The organism is Acinetobacter sp. RUH 2624, assembly GCF_000162375.2.
GTDB lineage: Bacteria > Pseudomonadota > Gammaproteobacteria > Pseudomonadales > Moraxellaceae > Acinetobacter > Acinetobacter nosocomialis.
In genome coordinates this window covers 2,095,055-2,117,068 of record NZ_KI391939.1, presented here as the reverse complement: position 1 = coordinate 2,117,068, position 22,014 = coordinate 2,095,055, and the positions used below count along the sequence as shown (strand labels likewise).

The window sequence follows — 22,014 nt, the reverse complement described above, 5'->3', positions numbered from 1 at the left end:
AAGGTATGTTTAAACCAATCTCACTGTATATAGGGTTGAGATATACTCGCGCACGACGCAGTAATCATTTTATTTCTTTTATTGCATTGGTTTCGATGGTCGGTTTGACACTTGGTGTCGCTGTACTGATCACGGTACTTTCTGTAATGAACGGTTTTGACCGCGAATTGAAAAATCGTGTTTTGGGAATGGTACCGCAAGCGACAGTTTCTTCAACGCAAATTCTTACGGATTGGCCTGAGCTGATTAAACGAGTTGAAAATCATCCCCATGTGACTGGAGTTGCACCTTTTACTCAATTACAAGGTATGTTAACTGCTCAAGGGCAAGTGGCTGGTATCATGGTGACGGGTATTGATCCGAAATATGAAAAGAATGTGTCTATCATTCAAAATCATATTGTTGCCGGTAGCCTCGACTCACTTAAAAAGGGTGAGTTCGGTATTGTGCTTGGTAAAGACATGGCCGATTCACTTGGTTTACGTCTAAATGACAGTGTGACATTAGTATTACCAGAAGCAACGCCATCTCCAGCAGGTGTTGTGCCTCGTTTTAAGCGCTTTAAAGTGGTGGGTATTTTCAGCGTAGGTGCTGAAGTGGACTCAATGGTCGGATACATTGCTTTATATGATGCATCGACTTTATTGCGTTTACCTGATGGTGCTCAAGGCGTCCGTTTAAAAATGGATGATATTTTTGCAGCACCTCAAGTTGCCGATGATATTGTGAAAAACTTGCCAAGCAATTTCTACGCAACGAACTGGACCTATACACACGGTAATTTGTTTAATGCCATTCAAATGGAAAAAACATTAGTTGGTTTATTACTTGTACTGATTATTGTGGTTGCTGCATTTAACATTGTTTCGTCTTTGGTCATGGTGGTAACTGACAAAAAATCGGACATTGCAATTTTACGTACTTTAGGTGCGTCACCATCCATGATTACTAAAATCTTTATGGTGCAAGGTACAGTGATTGGTGTGATTGGTACAGTTGCGGGCACGGTTTTAGGTGTAATTTTGGCACTTACGATCAGTGATATTATTTCTTGGTTTAATAATGTTCTTGGACTTAATTTGTTCGATGCCTATTTTGTACATTACTTACCTTCGTACTTAAGATGGCAAGACGTGACAATTATCGTGATTGTTTCTTTACTCTTAAGTTTCTTGGCAACTATTTATCCGGCGCTTCGTGCAGCCAAAGTTCAACCTGCCGAGGCATTGCGTTATGAGTAAAGTCGTTCTAGAAGCAAAAGATATTTATAAGCATTTTGATGATGGTAAATCTAAGGTTGAAGTCATTAAAGGTCTTTCTTTACAAGTTGAAGCAGGGCAGTTTGTATCTATTGTTGGTGCAAGTGGTTCAGGTAAAAGTACTTTGTTACATGTACTCGGTGGCTTAGATCAACCAACCCAAGGCCAAGTCTTTTTAAATGGTCAGCGCTTTGATAACTTGGGTGAAGCAGAACGTGGTTTTCAACGTAATCAGTATTTAGGTTTCGTTTACCAGTTTCACCATTTATTGCCTGAATTTAGTGCGCTTGAAAATGTGGCAATGCCTTTGATGCTTCGAGCGGACAGTCAATATAAGTCGGTTAAGGCCCAGGCTGAATATTTGTTAGATCGAGTTGGGTTATCTCATCGTATGGACCATAAACCAGGTGAACTTTCAGGTGGTGAGCGTCAACGTGTTGCGCTTGCTCGTGCATTAGTGACTAAGCCTGCGGTAGTACTAGCTGATGAGCCTACGGGTAACCTAGATCGTAAAACAGCAGTAGGTATTTTCGAGTTGCTCACCGATCTTAAGAAAGAACTAAACATGGCCATGTTAATTGTGACCCATGATGAGCAATTAGCTCAGGCAGCAGATTCAATCTTGCATATGGAAGATGGGCTGTGGGTAAACGGTTCTTAAAAAAATTGTCATTAAATCACATTGTTAAAGCCCACTGAGTTGGGCTTTAATTTTGCCCCTAAAATGATAATGACTAGATTTTTAAATGTTTAAGATTATTCTATTGGGGTGGGTTGGCGGTATTGCATTGATGGGAATAGATTTCCCTTTAATCATGCAATATGAAAAAGTGGGCGAGGCTCTACTGTTACTTGCCTTTATTTTTTATCTTTATAAACGCTCAGTATTCGTTAGCCGACCATTTTTAAAGGCAATGTATTCTTTGTTATGTGCAGCCAGCCTTTTTGTTGTGGGGTATCAATATGCCGAGAATGCGTTGGTCGAACGCTTACAACAAAGAGAAATGGATTCAAAAAATCTCGATATTATTGTTTATATAAATCAACTAAGTGAAGAAAAAGACAATAAAGTTCAACAAAATGCTCAAGTATTAAACCTATCTAAAGATCCGGTAAATTGGCTACTGTATTTAAAAAATGATAATCAAAGTATGTTGAAGAGCAATCAAGAACTTCAATTAGGCCATTACTATCGACTATCTGGAAAAACAAAACCTGCTCATAGTTACGCCACAGCAGGAGCTTTTGATCAGGAAAAGTGGTTTATTCAGCGAAATATAATGTCTGGTTTTATTGTTCAGTATATTGAGCCTTTAAGCCTTGATGAAATTTATCGATTGGGATATCAACAGCATTCAAGAGAACAGCAGTCCTTTTTTAATAGATTTCAAATAAATATAGAAAAGCTGCGCTTAAATTTTAGGCATCTATTGCAAAATTCTTCACTACAACAAAAAGGGCTAATTTTAGCTTTGCTGACTGGTGATGAAAGCCTTTTATCAGATGAGACCCAAATACAATTTAAACAATTGGGAATTGCTCACTTGTTAGCGATTTCAGGGCCACATGTACTTATTTTTGCCATCATGTTGTCTTGGTCCTGTCATCAAGTCATCTGCCGTTATTATCCTCAAATTTACTTATGGAAACTCAAACAAGTTTTGATGGCTATACCATGCTGTTTCGGTGTTTTAATTTATACAGCTTTTGTGGGGTTCGAAATTCCTGCACTACGGACATTGTTGTCAGTCTTTATATTTATTTCTTTTATAGTATTAAAACAACCTCTTAAACCATTTGCATTGCTCGTATACAGCGCAAGTTTATTATTACTCATGGACCCGTTTAGTGTCTTGTCTGCAGGTTTTTGGTTGTCTTATGGGGCATGCTTTATTTTATTAAGAATTTATCAAACTATAGTTCAAATACCTGATCAACATTTTTTAAGCTTACGCTCGAAAATGAATTTTATGACTAAGGTGTTAATTGAGTCTCAAGGCAAAATCTTTATTGCATTGAGTCCTTTAACCTTACTTTTCTTTCAACAAATTTCTTGGATTGCTCCATTAACCAATATTGTTGCGGTGCCTATCGTTGGTGGGATTATTGTTCCTTTAAATATTCTGGCTGCTTGTACATGGTTTATTGTCAAACCATTTGGAAACATGCTTTTTTATTTCAATGATATCTTGCTCAGCATATTGCTAAGTTGTTTGGGCTTATTAGAAAAACTCTCTTTACCATTACAAGGTATAAGCTTGACACCACTGTATTTATTAGCGATTAGTTTTGCCATAATTATTTTATTTTTACCTAAAGGAATTCTGCCCAAAACTTGGGGAATATTATGTTGTTTACCTTTAGTTATTGTGAACAACACGAGTCAGCAAATTCAGCTTAATATTTTAGATGTTGGGCAGGGGCAGGCCATTTTTTTACAACATTTCGAACAAAACTGGTTAATTGACACAGGCGGTTCTTACGATGAAAAAATATTTAGTATTGGACAAAATGTTGTAGTTCCATTCTTACGCCAACAAGGAGTAAAGCGATTAGATCGTGTTGTGCTATCTCATCTTGATCAAGATCATAGTGGGGCTTTTCCTTTCATTCAGCAGGAGATTCCTGTAAAGCAGGTTCTCTCAAATGAGCAATCTTCCACTACTCTAAAGCAGCCATTTCAGTATTGTCATCAAGGTCAACAATGGCAATATCCTGAATTAGATATTCAAATTTTATGGCCTAAAGAAAAAGATTTAGCTTTTGTCCATTCTCAACAGAATCAATATTCCTGTGTGGTATATCTGCATTTTAAAGGAATTAGTGATTACCAAAATTTTCTGATTATGGGAGACGCTGGATGGGAGGCAGAATACGAATTGTTAGAAGACTATCCAAGTTTAAAAGTAGATGTTTTGGTATTAGGCCATCATGGAAGCAAGCACAGTTCGGCTTATGATTTTTTAGCAACCCTAAAACCAAAACTGGCAATTGCATCGGCTGGGTTTGATAACCCTTATGGCCATCCAAGCCAAGAGGTTATCAATCGTTTAAAAGCCCTTCATATCCCGCTTAAAAGTACAGTAGAGCAAGGAACGTTAAGTTTTGTTTTGGAAAACCAAAAAATAGTTTTACACAACCGACGTTTTGAGCGCCTCTGGTTGCGTAGAGTTCCCTAAAGCTTCAGCCTTGAGCCTATTCACGGTTTTAATCGCTTCTGCAGGGTCAATATTATAAACATTGTCTAAAGCTGGGTTTGCTTTAAAGCGTTTATAGCTCCAGTGATAGTGTTCTGGATATTTATGGATGAGTTGCTCAATTGCCTGATGGATGACATAAGTACCATCGTCTGCAGTTCCTTCATAGATCTTCTCATCCATTGGTTCGATATGCATGGTAAAACCATCATTTTCATTACGGATCGCATAAAGGAATAAAGCTTTTGCCTTAGTCTTCTGGATGAGTTTTGCACTTAAATTACTTGAAGCAAGTGGCACACCAAAATAGTTCACCATATCTCCCCCAATGTTCGGAGTATGATCTGGCAAAATTACTGTAGTTTCACCTTGTTTGAGTGCTTTAAAAATTTGTCTTACACCAGTTTCATCGGTTGGGACTAGATTTGCTTGTTCACGACTGCGAGCTTCTCGTACAAAACGGTCAGCATCATCATTTTTGACTGGTTTATATAAAATAGTCATTGCTGTGAACTGAGCACACCATGCATTCATGACTTCCCATGTGCCAAAATGAGGAACAATGAGCACAACACCTTTTTTTGCTGCTAAAGCATCATGAAAGTATTGTTCGCCTTCTATCCGATGGATACGAGCAATATTTTCTTCATTAGATGAACCCCAGATACTTAAAAACTCGAAATATGAGGTTAATTCATTACGTACAGCTTTTTCTGTAATTGCTATACGTTGCTGTGGTGTTAAGTGGGGCAGTGCAATTCTTAAGTTAAGCTCTATACTTTTTGAAGTTTTAGTAATTTTTAAAGTATTTACAAGGCCAGCCAATAGACGAGCAATAGAACGCCCAAATTGAATAGGTAGTCGGCTAAATGTTTTGAGTAATTGATAGTTCATGCTTTTTGAATCTGGTCTGGTCATCTATAGCAGTAAGGAGGAAACAACAAGTAAAAAAAGACAAAAATATTATAAATGAAATCATATTATTTAGACAGTTTTTATCAAATCAACGTATATAATGACATCATTTCGATTGATTTGGATTGGAATTTTATGTCCGATTGGCCACCAAAACCACAAAATGAACCTATAACCCCTAAACAGAACGGACCGGAATGGCAAATCCTTGAGAAAGCTGTACTGGCTTCTGTAGAAGAACAACGCCGTAGTCGTCGCTGGGGTATATTCTTTAAAACACTTACTTTTATTTATCTATTGTTCATTGTTGTGTTAATGGGCAAAGGTTGTTCGACCAGCAAAGAAGGCTCAGCTGCAAGTAGTAGCAGTGCTCATCTGGCTGTGGTTGATATTGTTGGAACCATTGATGCTTCAAGCAATCAATCAGTAAATAGTGAAGATACGAACAAAGCGCTTAAGCGTGCTTTTGAAGCTTCAAATAGCAAAGCAATTGCACTTAATATTAATTCTCCTGGCGGTTCTCCTGTTCAGTCGGATGAAATTTGGCAAGAAATTCGCTATTTGAAAAAAGAACATCCTGACAAGAAAGTCTATGCAGTGATTGGCGATATGGGTGCTTCTGGTGCTTATTATATTGCTTCTGCTGCTGATGAAATTATTGTGAATCCATCAAGTTTGGTAGGCTCAATTGGTGTCATTATGCCGAACTATGGCATTACTGGTTTAGCTCAAAAACTTGGAATTGAAGACCGTACTTTGACAGCGGGCACCAATAAAGACATTTTAAGTATGACAAAACCGATTAATCCTGTACAACGAGAGCATATTCAATCTGTACTCGATAATGTTCACACTCATTTTATTAATGCAGTGAAAGAAGGACGCGGTAAACGCTTAAAATCAAATGATCCTGCTATTTTCTCAGGTCTTTTCTGGACTGGCGAGCAAGCAATCCAGTTAGGTGTCGCTGACCGCTCAGGTAACATTACGAGCTTGATGCGTGAACTGAAGCTTGATAATAAAGTTGACTACACAATTGAACGTAATCCACTGCAATCTATTTTAGGTCGAATGGGAGCAGAAATGGGTAAAGGTTTAAGTGAGTCAGTTGCTCAACGTTTAGAGACGAGCCAAGACGCAAAGCTACAATAATTTAAATCAGGATAACGGTATGTCAGTAAAACCGGTTATACACTTTGCGCATGCCAATGGCGTGCCGTCTAAGGTGTATCAAAAGTTGTTTGATCAATTAAAAGATGAGTATGACGTGATTTATGTTCCACTCATTGGACCTGACAAACGTTATCCGATTACCAATCACTGGCCTTTTTTGGTTGATCAGGTGATTGATAGTATTGTACGCCAAGCGAAGGGGCGCAAGGTGATTGGACTTGGTCATTCGCTCGGTTCAGTTTTAACTTTAATGGCCTCTTTTAAACGTCCTGAGCTTTTCTCACAAGTAATTATGCTAGATCCGCCTCTTATTTTGGGTAGATACTCTTTTGCTTTCCATATGGCAAAATTATTTAAACCTAAAATAGTCGATGACATGACACCTGCGGGTTTATCTGCACGTCGTCGTGAGCATTGGGAGTCTCGTGAGCAAGCCGCGGCATTGTTACGTCCAAAAGGTTTTTATAAAGACTTTGATGAAGACTGCTTTCAAGCCTATATTGACTATGCTTTAAAAGAAGATCCAATTCGTGGCGGTGTAACTTTAACTATTTCTCGTGAAGATGAAGTCGCGATTTTCCGTAAAAATCCTTCTTGGTGGTGGCTACCTATGCCAAAACCGAAAATGCCTGTACATCTAGTCGTGGGTAAAGAGAGTGCTTTCTTAAAAAGAGGTTTTCCTCAAATGGCAAAGCGTAAAATGGGAATTCCATTTAGTGTGGTTGAAGGAGGGCATATGTTCCCTCTAGAGCATCCAATTGATACAGTGAATTATATTAAAAAGCTTATCGATAGTAATTCGCGCTAATAAGACTTTTATAAAAAAAGGACATGCATGCATGTCCTTTTTTTACTTACGTTGAGCAAATCTTTTACCAAGATGCAAAACGAATAGGGTGTTCAAGAATTTGATTACGGAAATAGGCTTGTCCATCTTTCCATGTCAGCTGGCCATTACATAACCATTCTGCAACTTGAGGATAAATAAAATGCTCAAGTTTATGTACACGTTCTGCCAAAGAAGCAACATTGTCATGTTCTTTGACTTCAATTGCAGATTGAGCAATTGCTTGACCAGCATCAAGTTCAGAAGTTACAAAGTGAACTGTACAACCATGCAATCGATCGCCCGTATTTAATACACGCTGATGTGTATTAACACCTTTATAAGCAGGTAATAGCGAAGGATGGATATTGAGCATTTTACCTTGCCATTTATCGACAAAGTTTGCAGTTAAAATACGCATGAAGCCAGCTAAAATAACGATATCAGCTTGCCATGCCATAAGTTGCTGATGCATCGCTTCATCAAAATCGGCACGACTAGGAAAGTCTTTATGCGAAATTACCGCTGTTGCGATATTGGCATTTTGAGCACGCTCTAGGGCATAAGCATCGGCTTTATTGGACAATACACCTACAATTTGCCCTGATAGACGTGCATCTATCAAGGCTTGTAAGTTACTGCCGTTCCCAGAGACTAGAACAGCAATTTTCATCATTCAAAGATCACACGAATTTTTTCGTCTGCACCTTCCACTGATTCAGCATTTTCTTGGATATGTCCGATTTTCCAAGCTTTTTCACCTTGAGCATTAAGCACTTCAATTGCTTTTTCTGCATCATTTGCGTCAACTGCAATCACCATACCTACACCACAGTTAAAGGTACGGTACATTTCAAAACGTTCTACATTACCTTCACGTTGTAGAAGTTTGAATAATTCTGGCCATTCCCAAGAAGCTTCATTAATGACAGCTTGAGCACCATTTGGTAATACACGCGGTAAGTTACCAGGTAAACCGCCACCAGTGATGTGTGCCATAGCATGCACATCAACTTGTTTGCAAAGCTCAAGAACTGGTTTTACATAAATACGTGTTGGTTCCATTGCGACATCTGCAAGAGGACGGCCATCAATCACTTGAGTTAAGTCTACATTCTTAACATCAAGGATTTTACGTAGTAATGAATAACCATTTGAGTGAGCACCACTTGATGCAACACCAATAAGTACATCACCAGATTTTACTTTAGAGCCATCAATAATTTTGCTTTGCTCAACAACACCCACTGCAAAACCAGCAAGATCGTAATCTTCACCTTCATACATACCAGGCATTTCAGCTGTTTCACCACCTACAAGTGCACAACCTGCAAGTTCACAACCTTTACCGATACCAGTAACTACGTTTGCAGCTACGTCTACATTTAAGTGACCAGTTGCATAATAGTCGAGGAAGAATAATGGTTCTGCACCACAAACCAAAAGATCGTTAACACACATAGCGACAAGATCTTGGCCGATTGTGTCATGACGATTAAGGTTAAGTGCTAAACGTAATTTAGTACCTACACCGTCAGTTCCAGAAACCAAAACAGGTTCTTCGTAACCTTTAGGAATTTTGCATAGTGCACCAAAGCCACCAAGTCCGCCCATTACTTCTGGACGAGTTGTACGTTTAGCGACTGACTTGATACGATCGACCAGTGCGTCGCCCGCTTCAATGTCAACACCCGCATCTTTGTAGCTTAAACCGGTATTTGGGGTAGAAGTTGAGTTGCTCATAAATGAAGTCTCCGCATTGGCGGCAGATTATAACCTGAATATACGAAACTCTTATGTTATTTATGCTCGAAAATGCTATCTTTAATAAAAATATTTTTCCATTTATAACGATTAAATCAAAAAAGGCTAGATTTTATGCAAGATCGTATACTGCGCCGTATTTTCTTACTCGCAGGTATTGTATTGCTGGTATGGGTATTATACTTGCTCAAGCCTGTGGTCATTCCATTTCTTGGTGCTTTTTTCCTGGCTTATTTATTCAGTCCACTTGTCGATGTTCTAGTAAAAATTAAGCTCCCTCGTTGGTTGGCAATTAGCATCGTTTTTATCGGTATCGGTGTAACTTTAACTGTTGCATTATGGTATTTGGTTCCACTCATCTGGAAACAACTTGTTTATGCTCGAGATAGTATCCCTGCTGGAATTCATTGGATTAATGCAGAGCTACTGCCTTGGATTTCTTCGACCTTCCATGTACAACAAATGGAAATCGATACCGATCAAATGTCCAAAGCGGTTATGGATTATGTCCAGACCAATTACAGTGCCGATAGCATTCAGGCTGTTTTATTAAAGCTTGCACAATCAGGTCTGAATTTTATTCAGATTGGTGGAACACTCGTTTTAATTCCAATTATCGCTTTTTATTTTTTATTAGACTGGGACCGTATGTTGCAGAACTTACGTCGTCTCATCCCACGACCATATGAAGCCACTACCTTACAAATCGTTCGTGAATGCCATAGTGTTTTAGGAGCATTTGTTAAAGGTCAGTTCCTCGTTATGCTTTTGCTCGGTGTGGTCTATGCGGTAGGTCTACAATTAATTGGGTTAGAGGTTGGACTTATTATTGGTATGGTGGCAGGCCTTGCCAGTATTATTCCTTATTTGGGATTTGCAGTCGGCATTATTGCAGCCATTATTGCAAGTCTATTTCAGTTTGGAATGGACTGGACTCACTTGTTACTCGTTGGTGTGGTTTTTATGATTGGTCAAGCTGTAGAAGGCTATATTCTACAACCATTCCTACTCGGTGATAAAATTGGTCTTTCACCAGTTGCTGTTGTATTTGCTGTTTTGGCAGGCGCGCAACTTGCTGGTTTCTTAGGAATGCTCATCGCATTACCAGTGGCTGCGGTCATTGTTGTACTCTTAAAGCACTTAAGGGATAACTATGAAAAGAGTAGCCTTTATGGTGCGTATTCGGAATTATTTGTGCAAGAGGGTAATATTCAGCAAATTCATGTAGAAACTGAAAATACTAAACTTGATCTTGAAGTTAAAACACAGCAAGATACAGATACACCAAATCTTTCAGATCAGAAATAATTTCAAGGCCAATTCATTATATGCGTCAACTCCAACTGGATATAGAACCTCAACTTGATGCCCGAATCAGTGATTTTTCGGGACCAGGTTGGGGGCATGTAGTCGATGCAGTGCGTCAACTACATGCAGGTCTAGTCAATAGATTTTATATCTATGGTGGAGCTGGAACAGGTAAGAGTCATTTGCTTTCAGCGATTTGTGATTCTTATTTAGAAGTAGGCAAGTCAGCAATAAAAGTTTCACTGTTGGAACTTCTTGATGCTCCGATTGAGGCAATTACTTGTTTAGAGCATTATGATTTAGTTGCTTTAGATGATATTGAATCTATTAGTGGCGTGCCACACTGGCAAAAAGCTGTGTTTCATTTAATGAATAACCATGAAGGACAACTTGTATTTTCTTCACGGGTTGCGCCGATTGAACTAAAACTCGAGTTACCAGACTTGCAATCACGTCTTACCCAAGCGGTCAGTGTAAAAGTGCCAAGTGGAAGTCTATACGCAGACCGTTATGCTTTAGTTACTTCCGTTATGGCTAGACGTGGTATCCATTTCGATCAGCAGATTGTCGACTATTTACTTTTACATGGGCCGCATCAAGCTTCTGTTTTATTACAAACCGTAGCACAGTTAGAAAAACTTCTTAAAGGTGAGAAGACTAAGCTTTCAAATGCAACGTTAAGACAAATTTATGCTTTAATTGATGAGTACCAACAATAAATTGTTTCATACATCTCGTTATTTCTTTGGTTGGGGTGAACTTGGGTTTTTTGCTATAAAAATAATGAACTATTAAATACTTATGCTTTTAACTTTAAAGTGTATTGTTAAATTTTTTCCTAAGAAAATTTTCATATATCAATAGATGCTTAAATAACCAAATATTTATAAAGTTATATGAACAAAATGACCGGATAGACCGATCAAAATATCTTGAGAAATTCTGATTCCTGTGACAAAGTACGCACAAAGGATGCGATTGCAAAAGTGGACACTTTGCAATATTGACAAAGAAAAATGAAAAAAATAGGTAAGGAGAAGGGTATGCTCAAACGGAGCATTGCTTTTGCATTATTGGCTGCTGCTGGGCACGCTTATTCTGCTGATATTCAAGTGACAAGTTTAGCTGATGAAGATAAAGATGATACGGTATGTACGCTTAGGGAAGCTGTACAGTTCCTAAATTATCGTGGCTCATCTAATGCAGCTGACGTTGAAAAATATGCAAATGGGTATCATGGTTGTGGAAATAAAGATGCTTCATCAAATATTATTTTACAGCGCGATCAAGAATATAGCTTAAATAGCAGAATAACGATTACAGCTCCCCTTACAATTAGTACAGTAAAAAATGATTCTACATTAGTTGATACTGATCAGCCTGGTTCTCATAATGCAACTATCAAAATGGTCGGTACAGATCAATTATTTAAAATTGATGATGGTAGCGTTGAAAAAGCTTCTTTTGCTGTGACCTTAAGTGATCTTAACTTACAAGGTGCAGGCGCAAACTCTAATGTTTTAACAGGTGGTTTAATTTTAAACCATGAAAAATTGACTATTCAAAACTCTCGATTGATTGGTGGATATGCCAATCAGGGTGGGGCGATTTACAATCAAGGATTGTTATCGAAAACAGGTCAAACAGCTGGCTTTGTAACTATCATAAATAGTTTGATTCAAAATAATAAAGCAACCCAAGGCGGCGTCATTTACAGCGAACAGCCTTTATATTTAGTGACCCAATCTGTAGTCCGAGATAATGAAGTTTCTTCTGCAGATGGTGCCTTATTTTATGGCGCAACAAAATTTGATGATGAAAGTACTGGTGGATACTTAAATGTACGTGCCATAGGCTTTAGTAATAGTACCTTTTTCCATAATAAAGTTGGTTTTATTGCAAACATTAAAGATGGAATGTTTGTTAATAATATTACAATGATTAAAAATGCAGCAGGTTTATTTTTAGATGCTCCTCAAGGAAATGCTTCTGTTTCTAACAGTATTTTAGTCGGTAATGGGGTTAACTGTACTCCAAATACAAATGATCAAACTGTTGTCCAAAGTAACTTAGTGACCACTGACTGTAATCGGAATGCTTCTGCAAAGCTGCCTAATATACTTTTGCCTACGAGTGAAAAGTTAATTGCGGGTGATAGTGATGAAGGCATATGTGATGTAACCGCTAAAGACGGCTTGTTATGTCCATTTAATACACCAAAAGATAGTTTCCTTGGCTTTTTTAAACCACGATTACTTGAGAGCTATAACACTTTAGCTGACTCCTTAATTATTAATAAAGGACGTTTATATAGTGATGGCTCATCAATTGGTTTAGCGAGTTGTGAGAAACTTGATCAACGTGGAAAAAATCGTAGTGGTTATGATGAGTTATGTGATTTAGGGGCAATTGAATATATTTTAAATAATGAAATCGCAACAGTAGGGCAAGATATTAAATATGGACAAGTTGCAAAATTTAATATTTTAAATTCTTTAAGTGAAGCAGATTTGGTCACACCAGCTACATGTAAGCGTTTATTTGGTGACCGTCCCGATGGAAAAGAATGGCAACCAGGTTGTCTAAAAATAAAACAAAGTACTGATACGCCAGTCTCTAAAGGTAGTGTAACCATAGACCAAAATGGAAACGTGGTTTATACGCCAAATGGAAACTGGCATGGTGCAGACATTTTTAGTATTCAAGTCGTTACGAGTGTATCAAGATTTAATGATGGAACCGATTTCCAATATGTCTCGATTCCAGCAACCGTAGTCCAAGAACCTGTATCTGGTATTGAAGATAAGTCTGTTAGTACCGGTGGTGGGGGAAGTGTCGGTGGTGGATTAATTTTAGGATTATTCGGATTAATTGCATTGCGCCGTTTCAAGTCATAATCAGGGATGAGGACTATGAAAAACTATAAAAAAGCAGTATTAGCATTAGCTGTGCTAGCGGCTATGCCACTTTTTGCTGATACAGCAAATCAAAGAATCGAAGTAACAACTTTTGCAGATGAAGATGGTGAAAACCCTAATGCATGTTCGTTAAGGGAAGCCATAAAAGTTGCTGAAACACGAAGATCTGATTATGGATGTACAGTCTATAACACTTCTAAAAGTCAGGTAATCCAATTAAAAGCAGGAACTTATACATTAAACAAAGAATTGGTTCCAAATGCAGATATTGCGATTTATGGATATGGTGAAAAAGATCAAGATAAAAATTGGGCAGAAAAAAGTGTTTTAACCAATGATTATCCAGCATTACAATCGTTACAGACGAGAATTAATGCTGCTGGTAAGTCACGTATCTTTAATACAGCAGTAAATAAACAACCTTTATTTCTTCAAAATATTATTTTGGAAAATGGTTCAGCAACAGACTTTGGTGGTGCTATTTATGCAGGTGGTAATGTTACCTTATTAAATAGTCAAATCTTGAACTCACAAGCATCTAAAGGTGGTGCTATTTTCCTCGGTGGCGATAATGTTAATTTGTCTGCAACTCACTCTTTGATTCAAGGTAATAATGCAACATCTGGAAGTGTACTTTCAATGAGTTGTTGGAATGGCACAGCCTATACAAAACGGGAAGTAACATTTACCTCTTCTAGTGTTATGAGTAATGGTTCAAATAGTTCTAATAATACTTTTGAGTTTTGCGGAGAGCCGAAAGCAACCTTTACAATTAATACAATAGCTAAAAATATTGCAAATACAGTAAATGGTAGTATTTTGAAATTTACTGGTGATGCTACTCCTAACGGTACTCCTAATCCTTCAACCATACTTAGCGCTAACAGTAGTTTAACCTTAAAAAATAATACTATTGTTGAAAATAATGCTTATACCACGTTTTTATATGACACATTAGGAAGTAAAGAATTAAGATTTAATTTAATCGGTTATAACCCGGGAACCTATGCCTGTCATTATTTTATAGGGCCAGCCACTGATTTAAAAAATGCTGGTTTCATACTATCTTTTAATGCATTAAATTTGACGAATGATGCTGGAAAATGTGATCTACCAACGGAAGCTCTTACGTCTACACATCGAACTGTTGATATAGCAGGCCAGTCTTTTGACTCATTATTAGAACCTTTACATTCAGCTGGGCCAGAGACTGGTTTTTTACCAATTTATTATCCTAAAAATAATATAGGTGGTAAGAATCTAGTAGATGTAGACCCAGAGGGTAAAGACTCATGTACTTCTATCGACCAGCGCGGACTTTCACGCCTTGCCGATAGTAAATTATATTATCAACCAAATGGTCGTAATAGCTGTGATATTGGTTCGATTGAACTAATGAAACTGACCGCTGGAGATATAAAAGGTTTAGGTAATACGTCACTTACAGATCTGCTTGCAAAATATCAATCTCAATATGATACGGTTCAGAAGAATATCTTGAATCCAGATTATGCATATTTATTAAATGTATTAAAAATCGATTCAGCAAATTACAAGAACCTTCTTGATCAAACTAAAGCAAATGCAAAATATCGAGCAATTTATATCGACTTAAAGGCAAATGGTTTACCTTTACCAAATGAAGATAGTAGTCATTTATTAAAGTTCTTTAATACATCTGATTATAATATTAATCTTGAAACTGTCGGTACAGGATTGATCGACGATAAAGTTACAAACATTAAAAAGGATGATGGACTTTTTTGTGAATGGAATGATGCTTTACAGCAAATTATATTCTATCGTTCAGATGATATTATTACCCAAGCAGGCGATTATAACTATTGTAAATATACAATTAGCAGTAAAGATGGCACTACTCAATCATCTGGGTTATTAGAAGCCCGATTTGATAATATCCCACCAGTTGCTGGTGATGGAACTGTAACTTTTAAATATTTAGCAAATGAAGTCATTCCTTTGAATTTATTACAGTATGCGAATGATGATGGAGATGGTCCTACAAGTACACTTAAGACAAAGCCAAATAAACCTAAATTTTGGGTGAATGATCAGGGTGTAGAGTTACCGATTTATATACCAAGTAAAACTTCAAAGGATGGTATTTTCAAGGTAGTCAAAGCAGATCGAGAAGGGCCATGTCCTAAAGATGATAGCGGTAATACTTGCTATGGTGGTAACATCTATATTCAAGCGAGTAACGTATTTAACACCTTCAATGATACATTGACTTACTATGTTTATGATGCAGATGGAACTATTTCAGCTAAAGCAGGAACGATTAATTTAGTAAGTACAGCAACTACAACAGATGATTCTCGAAGTGGAGGTGGAGGAAGTATTGGAATTTTCTCTCTTGCTTCCTTACTAAGTTTAATTGCCTATAGACGTTACCGTAAATAAGCATAAATAAAAAAGCCTCCATAGGAGGCTTTTTTATTACTTGTTATATTTTTGAATAGCACATTATTAAAAAAACAGTTTTTAGTGCTCTAAATATTTGTTGATATATTCTTCACGTATAGCGGTTCTTTCATCAGCACTTGCTTTGAGCATGCGTTGACGTAAATCATTACGTTCTTGTGTACTCATTTTTTGCCAAGCTTCACGCATTTTCTGTTTTTCTGCATCTGGAAGTTGGTTGAACCAATCCATACGTTGTTGCAGATTAGCACTTTGGTTTGCTGGTAATTCTTTCAAGCTTTGATAGCGTTTAATTACTGCTCGTTGTTCTTCTTCAGACAAAGCATTCCAAGTATCATCTACTTGAGTATTGGCATCTTTAGAAAAAATCCAGAAACGTTCAAAACCCGCAAAACTGGTTTGCAGGAAACTTAATGAACAAAGGATAAGTGCTAACTTTTTAGCTACCATGTTGAACTTTATCCTCACCCAACACCATCAGCATTTCTAAATCTTCTACCATTTGTGGTGATAATTTAGGATTTACAACCACTTGATTTTGTGGCTTATCCATCATATCTACCGAATTAGGCAAAATAACAAAACCAGTAATTGCTGCTGCAAGTGCAAAACCAGTCATTTTCCAGACACTATAAAAAGAGGCTGGTTTTTGCTGGATATGGTCAAGCACATGATTCATCACCACTGTTTTATTTTTATGGTGATGGGCCAAACTATCGAGTTTAGACGTCACCTTTTTAGTGAAATCATCATGATTCATTAGAACCTCCCATGGGATTTAAATGCGCTAAGTACTCTCTAAGTCCCTGAATTGCTCGATGATAATGGGTTTTTACACTACCTTCAGTACAGTTCATAATTTGCGCTGTGGTGTGGGTATCGAAACCTTCCCAAGCACGTAACATGAAAGCTTGTTGTTGACGAACAGGTAGTTTTGCAATCGCTTCCTGAATTTCTTCTATGGTCACTGCTTGATCTAGAAAATCTGCTGGATTGATTGCTTTTTCATCGACAATATCAATGATTTCTTCATCATCATTGTCTAGACTAACTTTTTTGAAGAATGATAATGGATTTGCTCGACGAGCTTCTTTGCGGCGCCAATCCTGAAGTTTGTTGTTTAGAATGGTATAAAACAGCGGATACCATTCTTCAGTACTTCGATCGGCGTAAGACTTGTGTAAAGCAATAAATGCTTCTTGAACCAAGTCCATGGCAATGCCCTGTTGACCTTGGGTAGCACTTTCCATCATCACTAAAGCACGTCCAGTAACATCTTGCATAAAAACCTTTAGGCGTTGTTCAGCCGTGCTGGCATGAACACTAGATGCTTCCGATCGAGACTTTTTCGGTGCTAAATCCATGGAGATGGAAAATCCTGTCATTGGACGTACCCACCTTATCTTCAATATATCTCTTATATAACGTTGAAAAGAGGTGGGAGGTTGACAACAATCGGCTATTTTTTAGTAGTGTAAATGATTTTTTTCACAAATATGAGCGATGTAAAATAAATTAACGTTTTATTGGCGTTGGCGAACCATTTCAAAAAAACAAATTGATCCTGCAATTGCTACATTTAACGACTCTTGACCACCTGGTTGCGGTATCGTTACTGATTGTGCATGCTCTAAAGCGTAATCACTTGCGCCTTGTCCTTCGTTGCCTAAAATCCAAACACATGGTTTTGAAAGATCTTTTGAATAAAGACTAGTCGAGCGATGAGAGCTTGTAACGAAAACAGGAATATCGAATTTAGGAAGAATATCTGTCAATTGAAAGTTTTCAAAGCAAGACAGGCTAAAATGAGCCCCCATACCTGCTCTTAAAACACGTGGAGTCCAAAGTGAGGCAGAGCCTTGTGTACAAATAATTTGTTTAATATTCGCTGCTGCTGCAGACCGTAATAATGTACCTACGTTACCTGGGTCTTGTACATTTTCGAGAATTAGAGTGTCTACGTTATAGTCAATCGTTGATGCAGTTTTAGGCAAATCAATAATAGCTAAGCAAGGAAGGGTATTACCTAAGGTACTTAAGTCTTTATATAAAACTTCGCTAATAATAAAGACATGACCTTGGTGAAGTTCAATGATTTTCTTTAAATCGGGATGTTCTAAGGCTTGTTCAGTTGTAAACAAAGAAAAGAGTTTTTTCTGTTGTTGTAACCAAGCTAGGCAAAGGTGAGTACCTTCAAGAACCGTTTGTTGATGCTTTTTTCGGGCGCTATTGAGTTCAATTAAACCACGCAAATGTTTAATTTTTGCATTGTCTTTTGATTCTAAAAAAATAACCGCCATAAGGATATATCCAAAAGGGCGTCATCATACTATATGACGCCCTCTATAATTTAATTATTAATGATAGCTTGTTACGCGTTCAACTTCGTTTTTAGAACCGATAATTACCGGAACACGTTGGTGAAGCTCTGTTGGTTCAATATCTAAAATACGAACACGGCCTGTAGTTGATGAACCACCTGCTTGTTCAATGAGCATACTCATTGGGTTAGCTTCATACATTAGACGTAAACGACCAGCTTTTTTCGGGTCTTTTAAGTCATATGGATAAAGGAAGATACCACCACGGCATAAAATACGGTGAATATCACCCACCATACATGCTACCCAACGCATATTGAAATCTTTTTCACGTACAGATGTTTTACCTGCAAGTAACTCTTCAATATATTGTTTTACTGGTTGTTCCCAATGACGCTGGTTAGATGCGTTAATTGCAAATTCTTGAGTATCTGCTGATACTTGAACATTCTCTGTAGTAAGTAAGAATGTTTGAGTTTCTGGATCTAAAGTAAAGAAAGCTACACCATTTCCAACTGTTAAAGCCATCATTGTTGATGGGCCATATAATACATAACCAGCAGCGACTTGTTGAGTACCTGCTTGCATGAAATCTTGCGCTTGTGTAACTGCATTTTTTGCAGGAAGAATCGAGAAGATTGTTCCTACGCACATGTTGATATCAATGTTACTTGAACCATCTAATGGGTCGAATAGTACCAAGTATTTGCCGTTTTCTTGCGCAGGTGTAAAATCATCAAGTTCTTCAGACGCAAGACCACCTACGTGAGGATGAACTTTTAAAGCATCAATTAAATAGTCATTAGAAATCACATCAAGTTTTTTCTGTGTTTCACCTTGAACATTTTCATTACCTGCACTACCTAAAATTCCAGCCAATGCACCTTTTTGTAGGGCTTGGTCAATGGTTTTACAAGTCGTCGCAATCGTGTCGATAACTTGGGCCAACTCAGGTGTAAGGTTCCCTTTTTCTTGTTGTAAAAATTGGGACAATGTGAGGTTGGACATAAAAAAACGCTCCTGTGCGCAAGCATCAAAATGAGTCAAATAAATACGTGGCATATTCTAGATGAGAATGCCGGAAAATAAAAATTATCTTACTTTATTTGTGTTGCATTTATGCTTACAAGCCCCATTTTACGTGGTATGTTGTTTGCATAGCAAAGGAATGTATATTTAGGAGAATCGAAATGACAACTAAGAAGTTTGATGCGACCCCAACGGCAGGTGAACCAATCAATTTAGAAGAAATTTCGAAAGAAAGTGTTCAGGAGGCTTGGAAAGATTATGAAGCAAAACCTGAATATAAAGCTTTTAATAAGCACGATTTGATTGAGTCAATGCAACATTCAGAAGAAGAGGACAATAAATCTTCTTAAATTAAGAATGCAAAAATAAACGCCCATATTTGGGCGTTTATTTTTTTAGATGTTTTATTTTAATAGGGGAGGAACCGCTTCATAGTTAATTTCAACACGGCGGTTTTCTTTCCATGCTGATTCGTCATGTCCTGGATTAACTGGTGCTTCTTTACCATAACTTACCGCTTCAAGTTGCTGTGGATTTACACCACTTGTAATAAGGTAACTTTGAACGGCTTTTGCACGACGTTCACCTAAAGCCATGTTGTATTCACGCGTACCGCGCTCATCTGTATGACCAGTTAATGCAACTTTTGAGTTTGCATTGGCCATGAGGAATTGAGCATGGGCTTGAAGAGTTTGATAGTCTTCAGCAGATAAATCACTACTGTCGTAATCGAAGTGAACAACACGTTTAGCTAAAGCAGCTTTATTTGCCTCAGTTACACCTTTTGATGAAGCACCTGCCAAATTTTGGGCATTTAATGCAGCATCTTCACTTAAACCTGTGGTGTTTACGGTGCTTGGGTTTGTAGTACCAGCATTTGCAGTCGTTGCTGGTTTACGGCTCGCACAACCTGTCATGACAAGCGCTACACTAAGTAGAGGAAAAGCCAAATATTTGATTGATTTCATCATCATCTCCATCAATGGAAGAAAAAGTTATTTAGGTGCCCAGGCTGGTTCACGTACTTCACCTTGCTCACTCGGTAAATTCATACGGAAACGACCATCAGTGGACATGATAGACAGTAAACCACGGTTTCCTTCACGAGTTGCGTAAACCACCATTTGCCCATTTGGTGAGAAACTTGGTGATTCATCTAAACTGGTTGGGGTAAGAATATTGACAATGCCTGTATTAATATCTTGGATAGCAACTTTATAGTTACTGCCACTTGGTCGATGCACCAGTGCAATTTTTTTACCATCTGCACTTAAAGTGCCACGAGCATTAAACGACCCTTTAAATGTTAAACGTTTTACTGAGCCATCTCCAAAATCATAGCGATAAATTTGAGGAGAGCCTCCACGGTCAGATGTGAAAATAAAAGCTTTTCCATCTGGTGTATAACGTGCTTCTGTATCAATGCCTGAGTCATTTGTCATACGTTTGACTTGGCGAGTTGATAAATCCATTTGATAAATTTCAGGGTTACCATTCATCGATGCTGTAAATAGCATTGATTTGCCATCTGGTGAAAAGCTTGGTGCACCATTTAAGCCTTTAAAACTCGTAAGTACTTCACGTGTTCCAGTAGAGAGATCTTGTAAATAAATGGCTGGACGTTTAGTTTCAAAAGAAACATAAGCAATTTTTTTGGCGTCAGGAGTCCATGCCGGAGACAAAATCGGGTCACGTGAAGAGAGAACAGTTTTTGGTTGTTCACCATCTGTATCGGCGATTTGTAAGGTGTAACGTTCAGCAGGAGTGGCAGGATTACGTAATACATAAGCGATACGACCACTAAAATCACCTGGAATTCCGGTTAAGGCCTGATAAATAGCGTCACTTACCATATGCCCTGCTTGACGTATGCGTGAAGCAGGAACATTTAACAACTCATTCAGAAGATATTGCTGTTTTTGTACATCATAAAGTTGGTAATGGACTTCAAACCCGTCAGCTGTTTGCTTAATTTGTCCAGTAACAACATAAGGGATACCCGCAACTTGCCAATCAGATGCTTGAATCTGGTTAATAGCAGCATTTGCAGGTAAGTTTTTTGATGAACTCGTGAAACGTCCTGAGCGGTTCAAGTCAGTTTCAACAATAGGATAAAGTCCATTGTCGTTATTAAAAGGCACAATAGCGATTTTAGGCGCCTGATCAGGTGCTTTTGCAATCTCTAAATGTAATTGAGCAAAGGCAGCTGTTGGTGCAAGAGGACTTAATGCTGTAAGTAGCGTTAAGGCTAGAAGGTGTTTGCGGCTCGTTTTCATAGGTTTAAAGTCATTGAAGGTATTTTTTGTGACTGGTGATTTTGTAGCATAGTTACATGCTTCAAACTATTTAAAGCATGTAACTCTTACAAAATTATTGTGCTCTGAAAGTAGAGGTAACGCTTCGTGCTTCTCGTCTTGCATCAGGATCCGATGGCATTGGGTAGGGAGCAGATGCCTGAATTGCAGCTTTGATACTTGCATCCAATGCATCATCTCCACTTGACCGTGTAATAACAATCGAGCTAACACTACCTGAGTCAGACAGGGTAAATCTAACGCTAACAGTTTTACCACTGCTTCCTGTAGGAACATCCCAAGCACGACGAATTTTCTGCTCAAAATCACGTTTAGCTGAAGATGCAATTTTTTTAGCTTCACCTTTTTTCTGAGCAGCTTCTTCTTGAGCTTTTTTAGCAGATGCAGCTTTTTCTTCGGCCTCAATTTCGGCTTTACGTCTAGCATCTTCAGCTGCTTTTTGCTGTTTAGCTTTTGCATCAGCCTCAGCTTTGCGCTTAGCATCTTCAGCTGCTTTTTGTTGTTTGGCTTTTGCATCAGCCTCAGCTTTGCGCTTAGCATCTTC

General features: G+C 38.0%; 21 protein-coding genes. 10 read left to right on the top strand and 11 right to left on the bottom strand.

What is annotated here, in order from left to right:
• The first annotated feature begins 5 nt into the window (after positions 1-5).
• The 3 genes from HMPREF0014_RS16625 to HMPREF0014_RS16615 all read left to right on the top strand — a co-directional run bounded on the left by HMPREF0014_RS16625 (position 6) and on the right by HMPREF0014_RS16615 (position 4,438).
• A complete protein-coding gene (locus HMPREF0014_RS16625) occupies positions 6-1,241 on the top strand; it encodes a lipoprotein-releasing ABC transporter permease subunit (RefSeq protein WP_004707458.1) in 1,236 nt (411 codons plus the stop codon).
• Entirely contained in the window at positions 1,234-1,920 is a 687-nt protein-coding gene (gene lolD / locus HMPREF0014_RS16620; RefSeq protein WP_004885722.1) for a lipoprotein-releasing ABC transporter ATP-binding protein LolD, read from the top strand. Before HMPREF0014_RS16625 ends, lolD begins: the two co-directional genes overlap by 8 nt.
• A gap of 85 nt (positions 1,921-2,005) precedes the next feature.
• Positions 2,006-4,438 (top strand): DNA internalization-related competence protein ComEC/Rec2, encoded by a 2,433-nt coding sequence (locus HMPREF0014_RS16615; protein ID WP_004885725.1) that lies wholly within the window; start codon positions 2,006-2,008, stop codon positions 4,436-4,438.
• Here HMPREF0014_RS16615 and HMPREF0014_RS16610 read toward each other — a convergent pair.
• Positions 4,391-5,374: a lysophospholipid acyltransferase family protein gene (locus HMPREF0014_RS16610; protein WP_004707465.1), complete on the bottom strand. Its 984-nt coding sequence runs from the start codon at positions 5,372-5,374 to the stop codon at positions 4,391-4,393. The two genes, HMPREF0014_RS16615 and HMPREF0014_RS16610, sit on opposite strands and share 48 nt — an antisense overlap.
• A 132-nt stretch (positions 5,375-5,506) precedes the next feature.
• On the opposite strand from HMPREF0014_RS16610, the gene sppA reads away from it, so the two are divergent.
• Together sppA and HMPREF0014_RS16600 are read left to right on the top strand one after the other, a co-directional pair.
• The gene (sppA, locus tag HMPREF0014_RS16605) at positions 5,507-6,523 is read left to right on the top strand and encodes a signal peptide peptidase SppA (protein WP_009500454.1); all 1,017 of its coding nucleotides are present in this window, start codon (positions 5,507-5,509) and stop codon (positions 6,521-6,523) included.
• Between the two features lie 19 nt (positions 6,524-6,542).
• Positions 6,543-7,352 carry an alpha/beta hydrolase gene (locus HMPREF0014_RS16600; RefSeq protein WP_004885735.1) on the top strand — a complete coding sequence of 270 codons (810 nt, stop codon included), beginning with the start codon at positions 6,543-6,545 and terminating at the stop codon, positions 7,350-7,352.
• A gap of 64 nt (positions 7,353-7,416) precedes the next feature.
• Here HMPREF0014_RS16600 and purN read toward each other — a convergent pair whose 3' ends face one another.
• Entirely contained in the window at positions 7,417-8,046 is a 630-nt protein-coding gene (gene purN / locus HMPREF0014_RS16595; protein ID WP_002052470.1) for a phosphoribosylglycinamide formyltransferase, read from the bottom strand.
• A complete protein-coding gene (gene purM, locus HMPREF0014_RS16590; protein ID WP_000071984.1) occupies positions 8,043-9,113 on the bottom strand; it encodes a phosphoribosylformylglycinamidine cyclo-ligase in 1,071 nt (356 codons plus the stop codon). Before purM ends, purN begins: the two co-directional genes overlap by 4 nt.
• 135 nt (positions 9,114-9,248) lie before the next feature.
• On the opposite strand from purM, the gene cxpE reads away from it, so the two are divergent.
• From cxpE to HMPREF0014_RS16570, 4 genes are all read left to right on the top strand, one after another.
• Positions 9,249-10,442, top strand: a complete 1,194-nt coding sequence (cxpE, locus tag HMPREF0014_RS16585) for a chloramphenicol efflux transporter CxpE (protein ID WP_002052735.1) — start codon at positions 9,249-9,251, stop codon at positions 10,440-10,442.
• 20 nt (positions 10,443-10,462) lie between these two features.
• Positions 10,463-11,161 (top strand): DnaA regulatory inactivator Hda, encoded by a 699-nt coding sequence (gene hda / locus HMPREF0014_RS16580; protein ID WP_001249536.1) that lies wholly within the window; start codon positions 10,463-10,465, stop codon positions 11,159-11,161.
• Positions 11,162-11,485: 324 nt separating this feature from the next.
• Positions 11,486-13,339, top strand: a complete 1,854-nt coding sequence (gene rbtA, locus HMPREF0014_RS16575) for a rhombotarget A (RefSeq protein WP_006581839.1) — start codon at positions 11,486-11,488, stop codon at positions 13,337-13,339.
• A 15-nt stretch (positions 13,340-13,354) separates the two neighbouring features.
• Positions 13,355-15,784: a CSLREA domain-containing protein gene (locus tag HMPREF0014_RS16570; protein WP_004885749.1), complete on the top strand. Its 2,430-nt coding sequence runs from the start codon at positions 13,355-13,357 to the stop codon at positions 15,782-15,784.
• An 81-nt stretch (positions 15,785-15,865) separates the two neighbouring features.
• On the opposite strand, the gene HMPREF0014_RS16565 is transcribed toward HMPREF0014_RS16570, so the two are convergent.
• The 5 genes from HMPREF0014_RS16565 to HMPREF0014_RS16545 all read right to left on the bottom strand — a co-directional run bounded on the left by HMPREF0014_RS16565 (position 15,866) and on the right by HMPREF0014_RS16545 (position 19,134).
• Positions 15,866-16,255, bottom strand: coding sequence for a DUF3106 domain-containing protein (locus HMPREF0014_RS16565; RefSeq protein ID WP_002052406.1), 390 nt, complete (start codon positions 16,253-16,255; stop codon positions 15,866-15,868).
• Positions 16,245-16,565 (bottom strand): hypothetical protein, encoded by a 321-nt coding sequence (locus tag HMPREF0014_RS16560; RefSeq protein ID WP_002052599.1) that lies wholly within the window; start codon positions 16,563-16,565, stop codon positions 16,245-16,247. Before HMPREF0014_RS16560 ends, HMPREF0014_RS16565 begins: the two co-directional genes overlap by 11 nt.
• On the bottom strand, positions 16,555-17,169 hold the full coding sequence (locus HMPREF0014_RS16555; RefSeq protein WP_004885751.1) for an RNA polymerase sigma factor: 615 nt from the start codon (positions 17,167-17,169) through the stop codon (positions 16,555-16,557). Before HMPREF0014_RS16555 ends, HMPREF0014_RS16560 begins: the two co-directional genes overlap by 11 nt.
• Before the next feature lie 159 nt (positions 17,170-17,328).
• Positions 17,329-18,105, bottom strand: a complete 777-nt coding sequence (locus tag HMPREF0014_RS16550) for an RNA methyltransferase (RefSeq protein WP_004885756.1) — start codon at positions 18,103-18,105, stop codon at positions 17,329-17,331.
• A 57-nt stretch (positions 18,106-18,162) separates the two neighbouring features.
• Positions 18,163-19,134 carry a class 1 fructose-bisphosphatase gene (locus tag HMPREF0014_RS16545; RefSeq protein ID WP_004707484.1) on the bottom strand — a complete coding sequence of 324 codons (972 nt, stop codon included), beginning with the start codon at positions 19,132-19,134 and terminating at the stop codon, positions 18,163-18,165.
• A gap of 182 nt (positions 19,135-19,316) precedes the next feature.
• Here HMPREF0014_RS16545 and HMPREF0014_RS16540 point away from each other — a divergent pair, with 182 nt between their 5' ends.
• Positions 19,317-19,505 carry an NF038105 family protein gene (locus tag HMPREF0014_RS16540; RefSeq protein WP_004707487.1) on the top strand — a complete coding sequence of 63 codons (189 nt, stop codon included), beginning with the start codon at positions 19,317-19,319 and terminating at the stop codon, positions 19,503-19,505.
• Positions 19,506-19,559: 54 nt separating this feature from the next.
• Here HMPREF0014_RS16540 and pal read toward each other — a convergent pair whose 3' ends face one another.
• From pal to HMPREF0014_RS26310, 3 genes are all read right to left on the bottom strand, one after another.
• Entirely contained in the window at positions 19,560-20,123 is a 564-nt protein-coding gene (gene pal, locus HMPREF0014_RS16535) for a peptidoglycan-associated lipoprotein Pal (RefSeq protein ID WP_002052670.1), read from the bottom strand.
• Between the two features lie 27 nt (positions 20,124-20,150).
• Positions 20,151-21,431, bottom strand: coding sequence for a Tol-Pal system beta propeller repeat protein TolB (tolB, locus tag HMPREF0014_RS16530; RefSeq protein WP_004885760.1), 1,281 nt, complete (start codon positions 21,429-21,431; stop codon positions 20,151-20,153).
• Positions 21,432-21,525: 94 nt separating this feature from the next.
• On the bottom strand, positions 21,526-22,014 hold a 489-nt coding region (locus tag HMPREF0014_RS26310), incomplete at its 5' end, for a cell envelope integrity protein TolA (protein ID WP_020992258.1).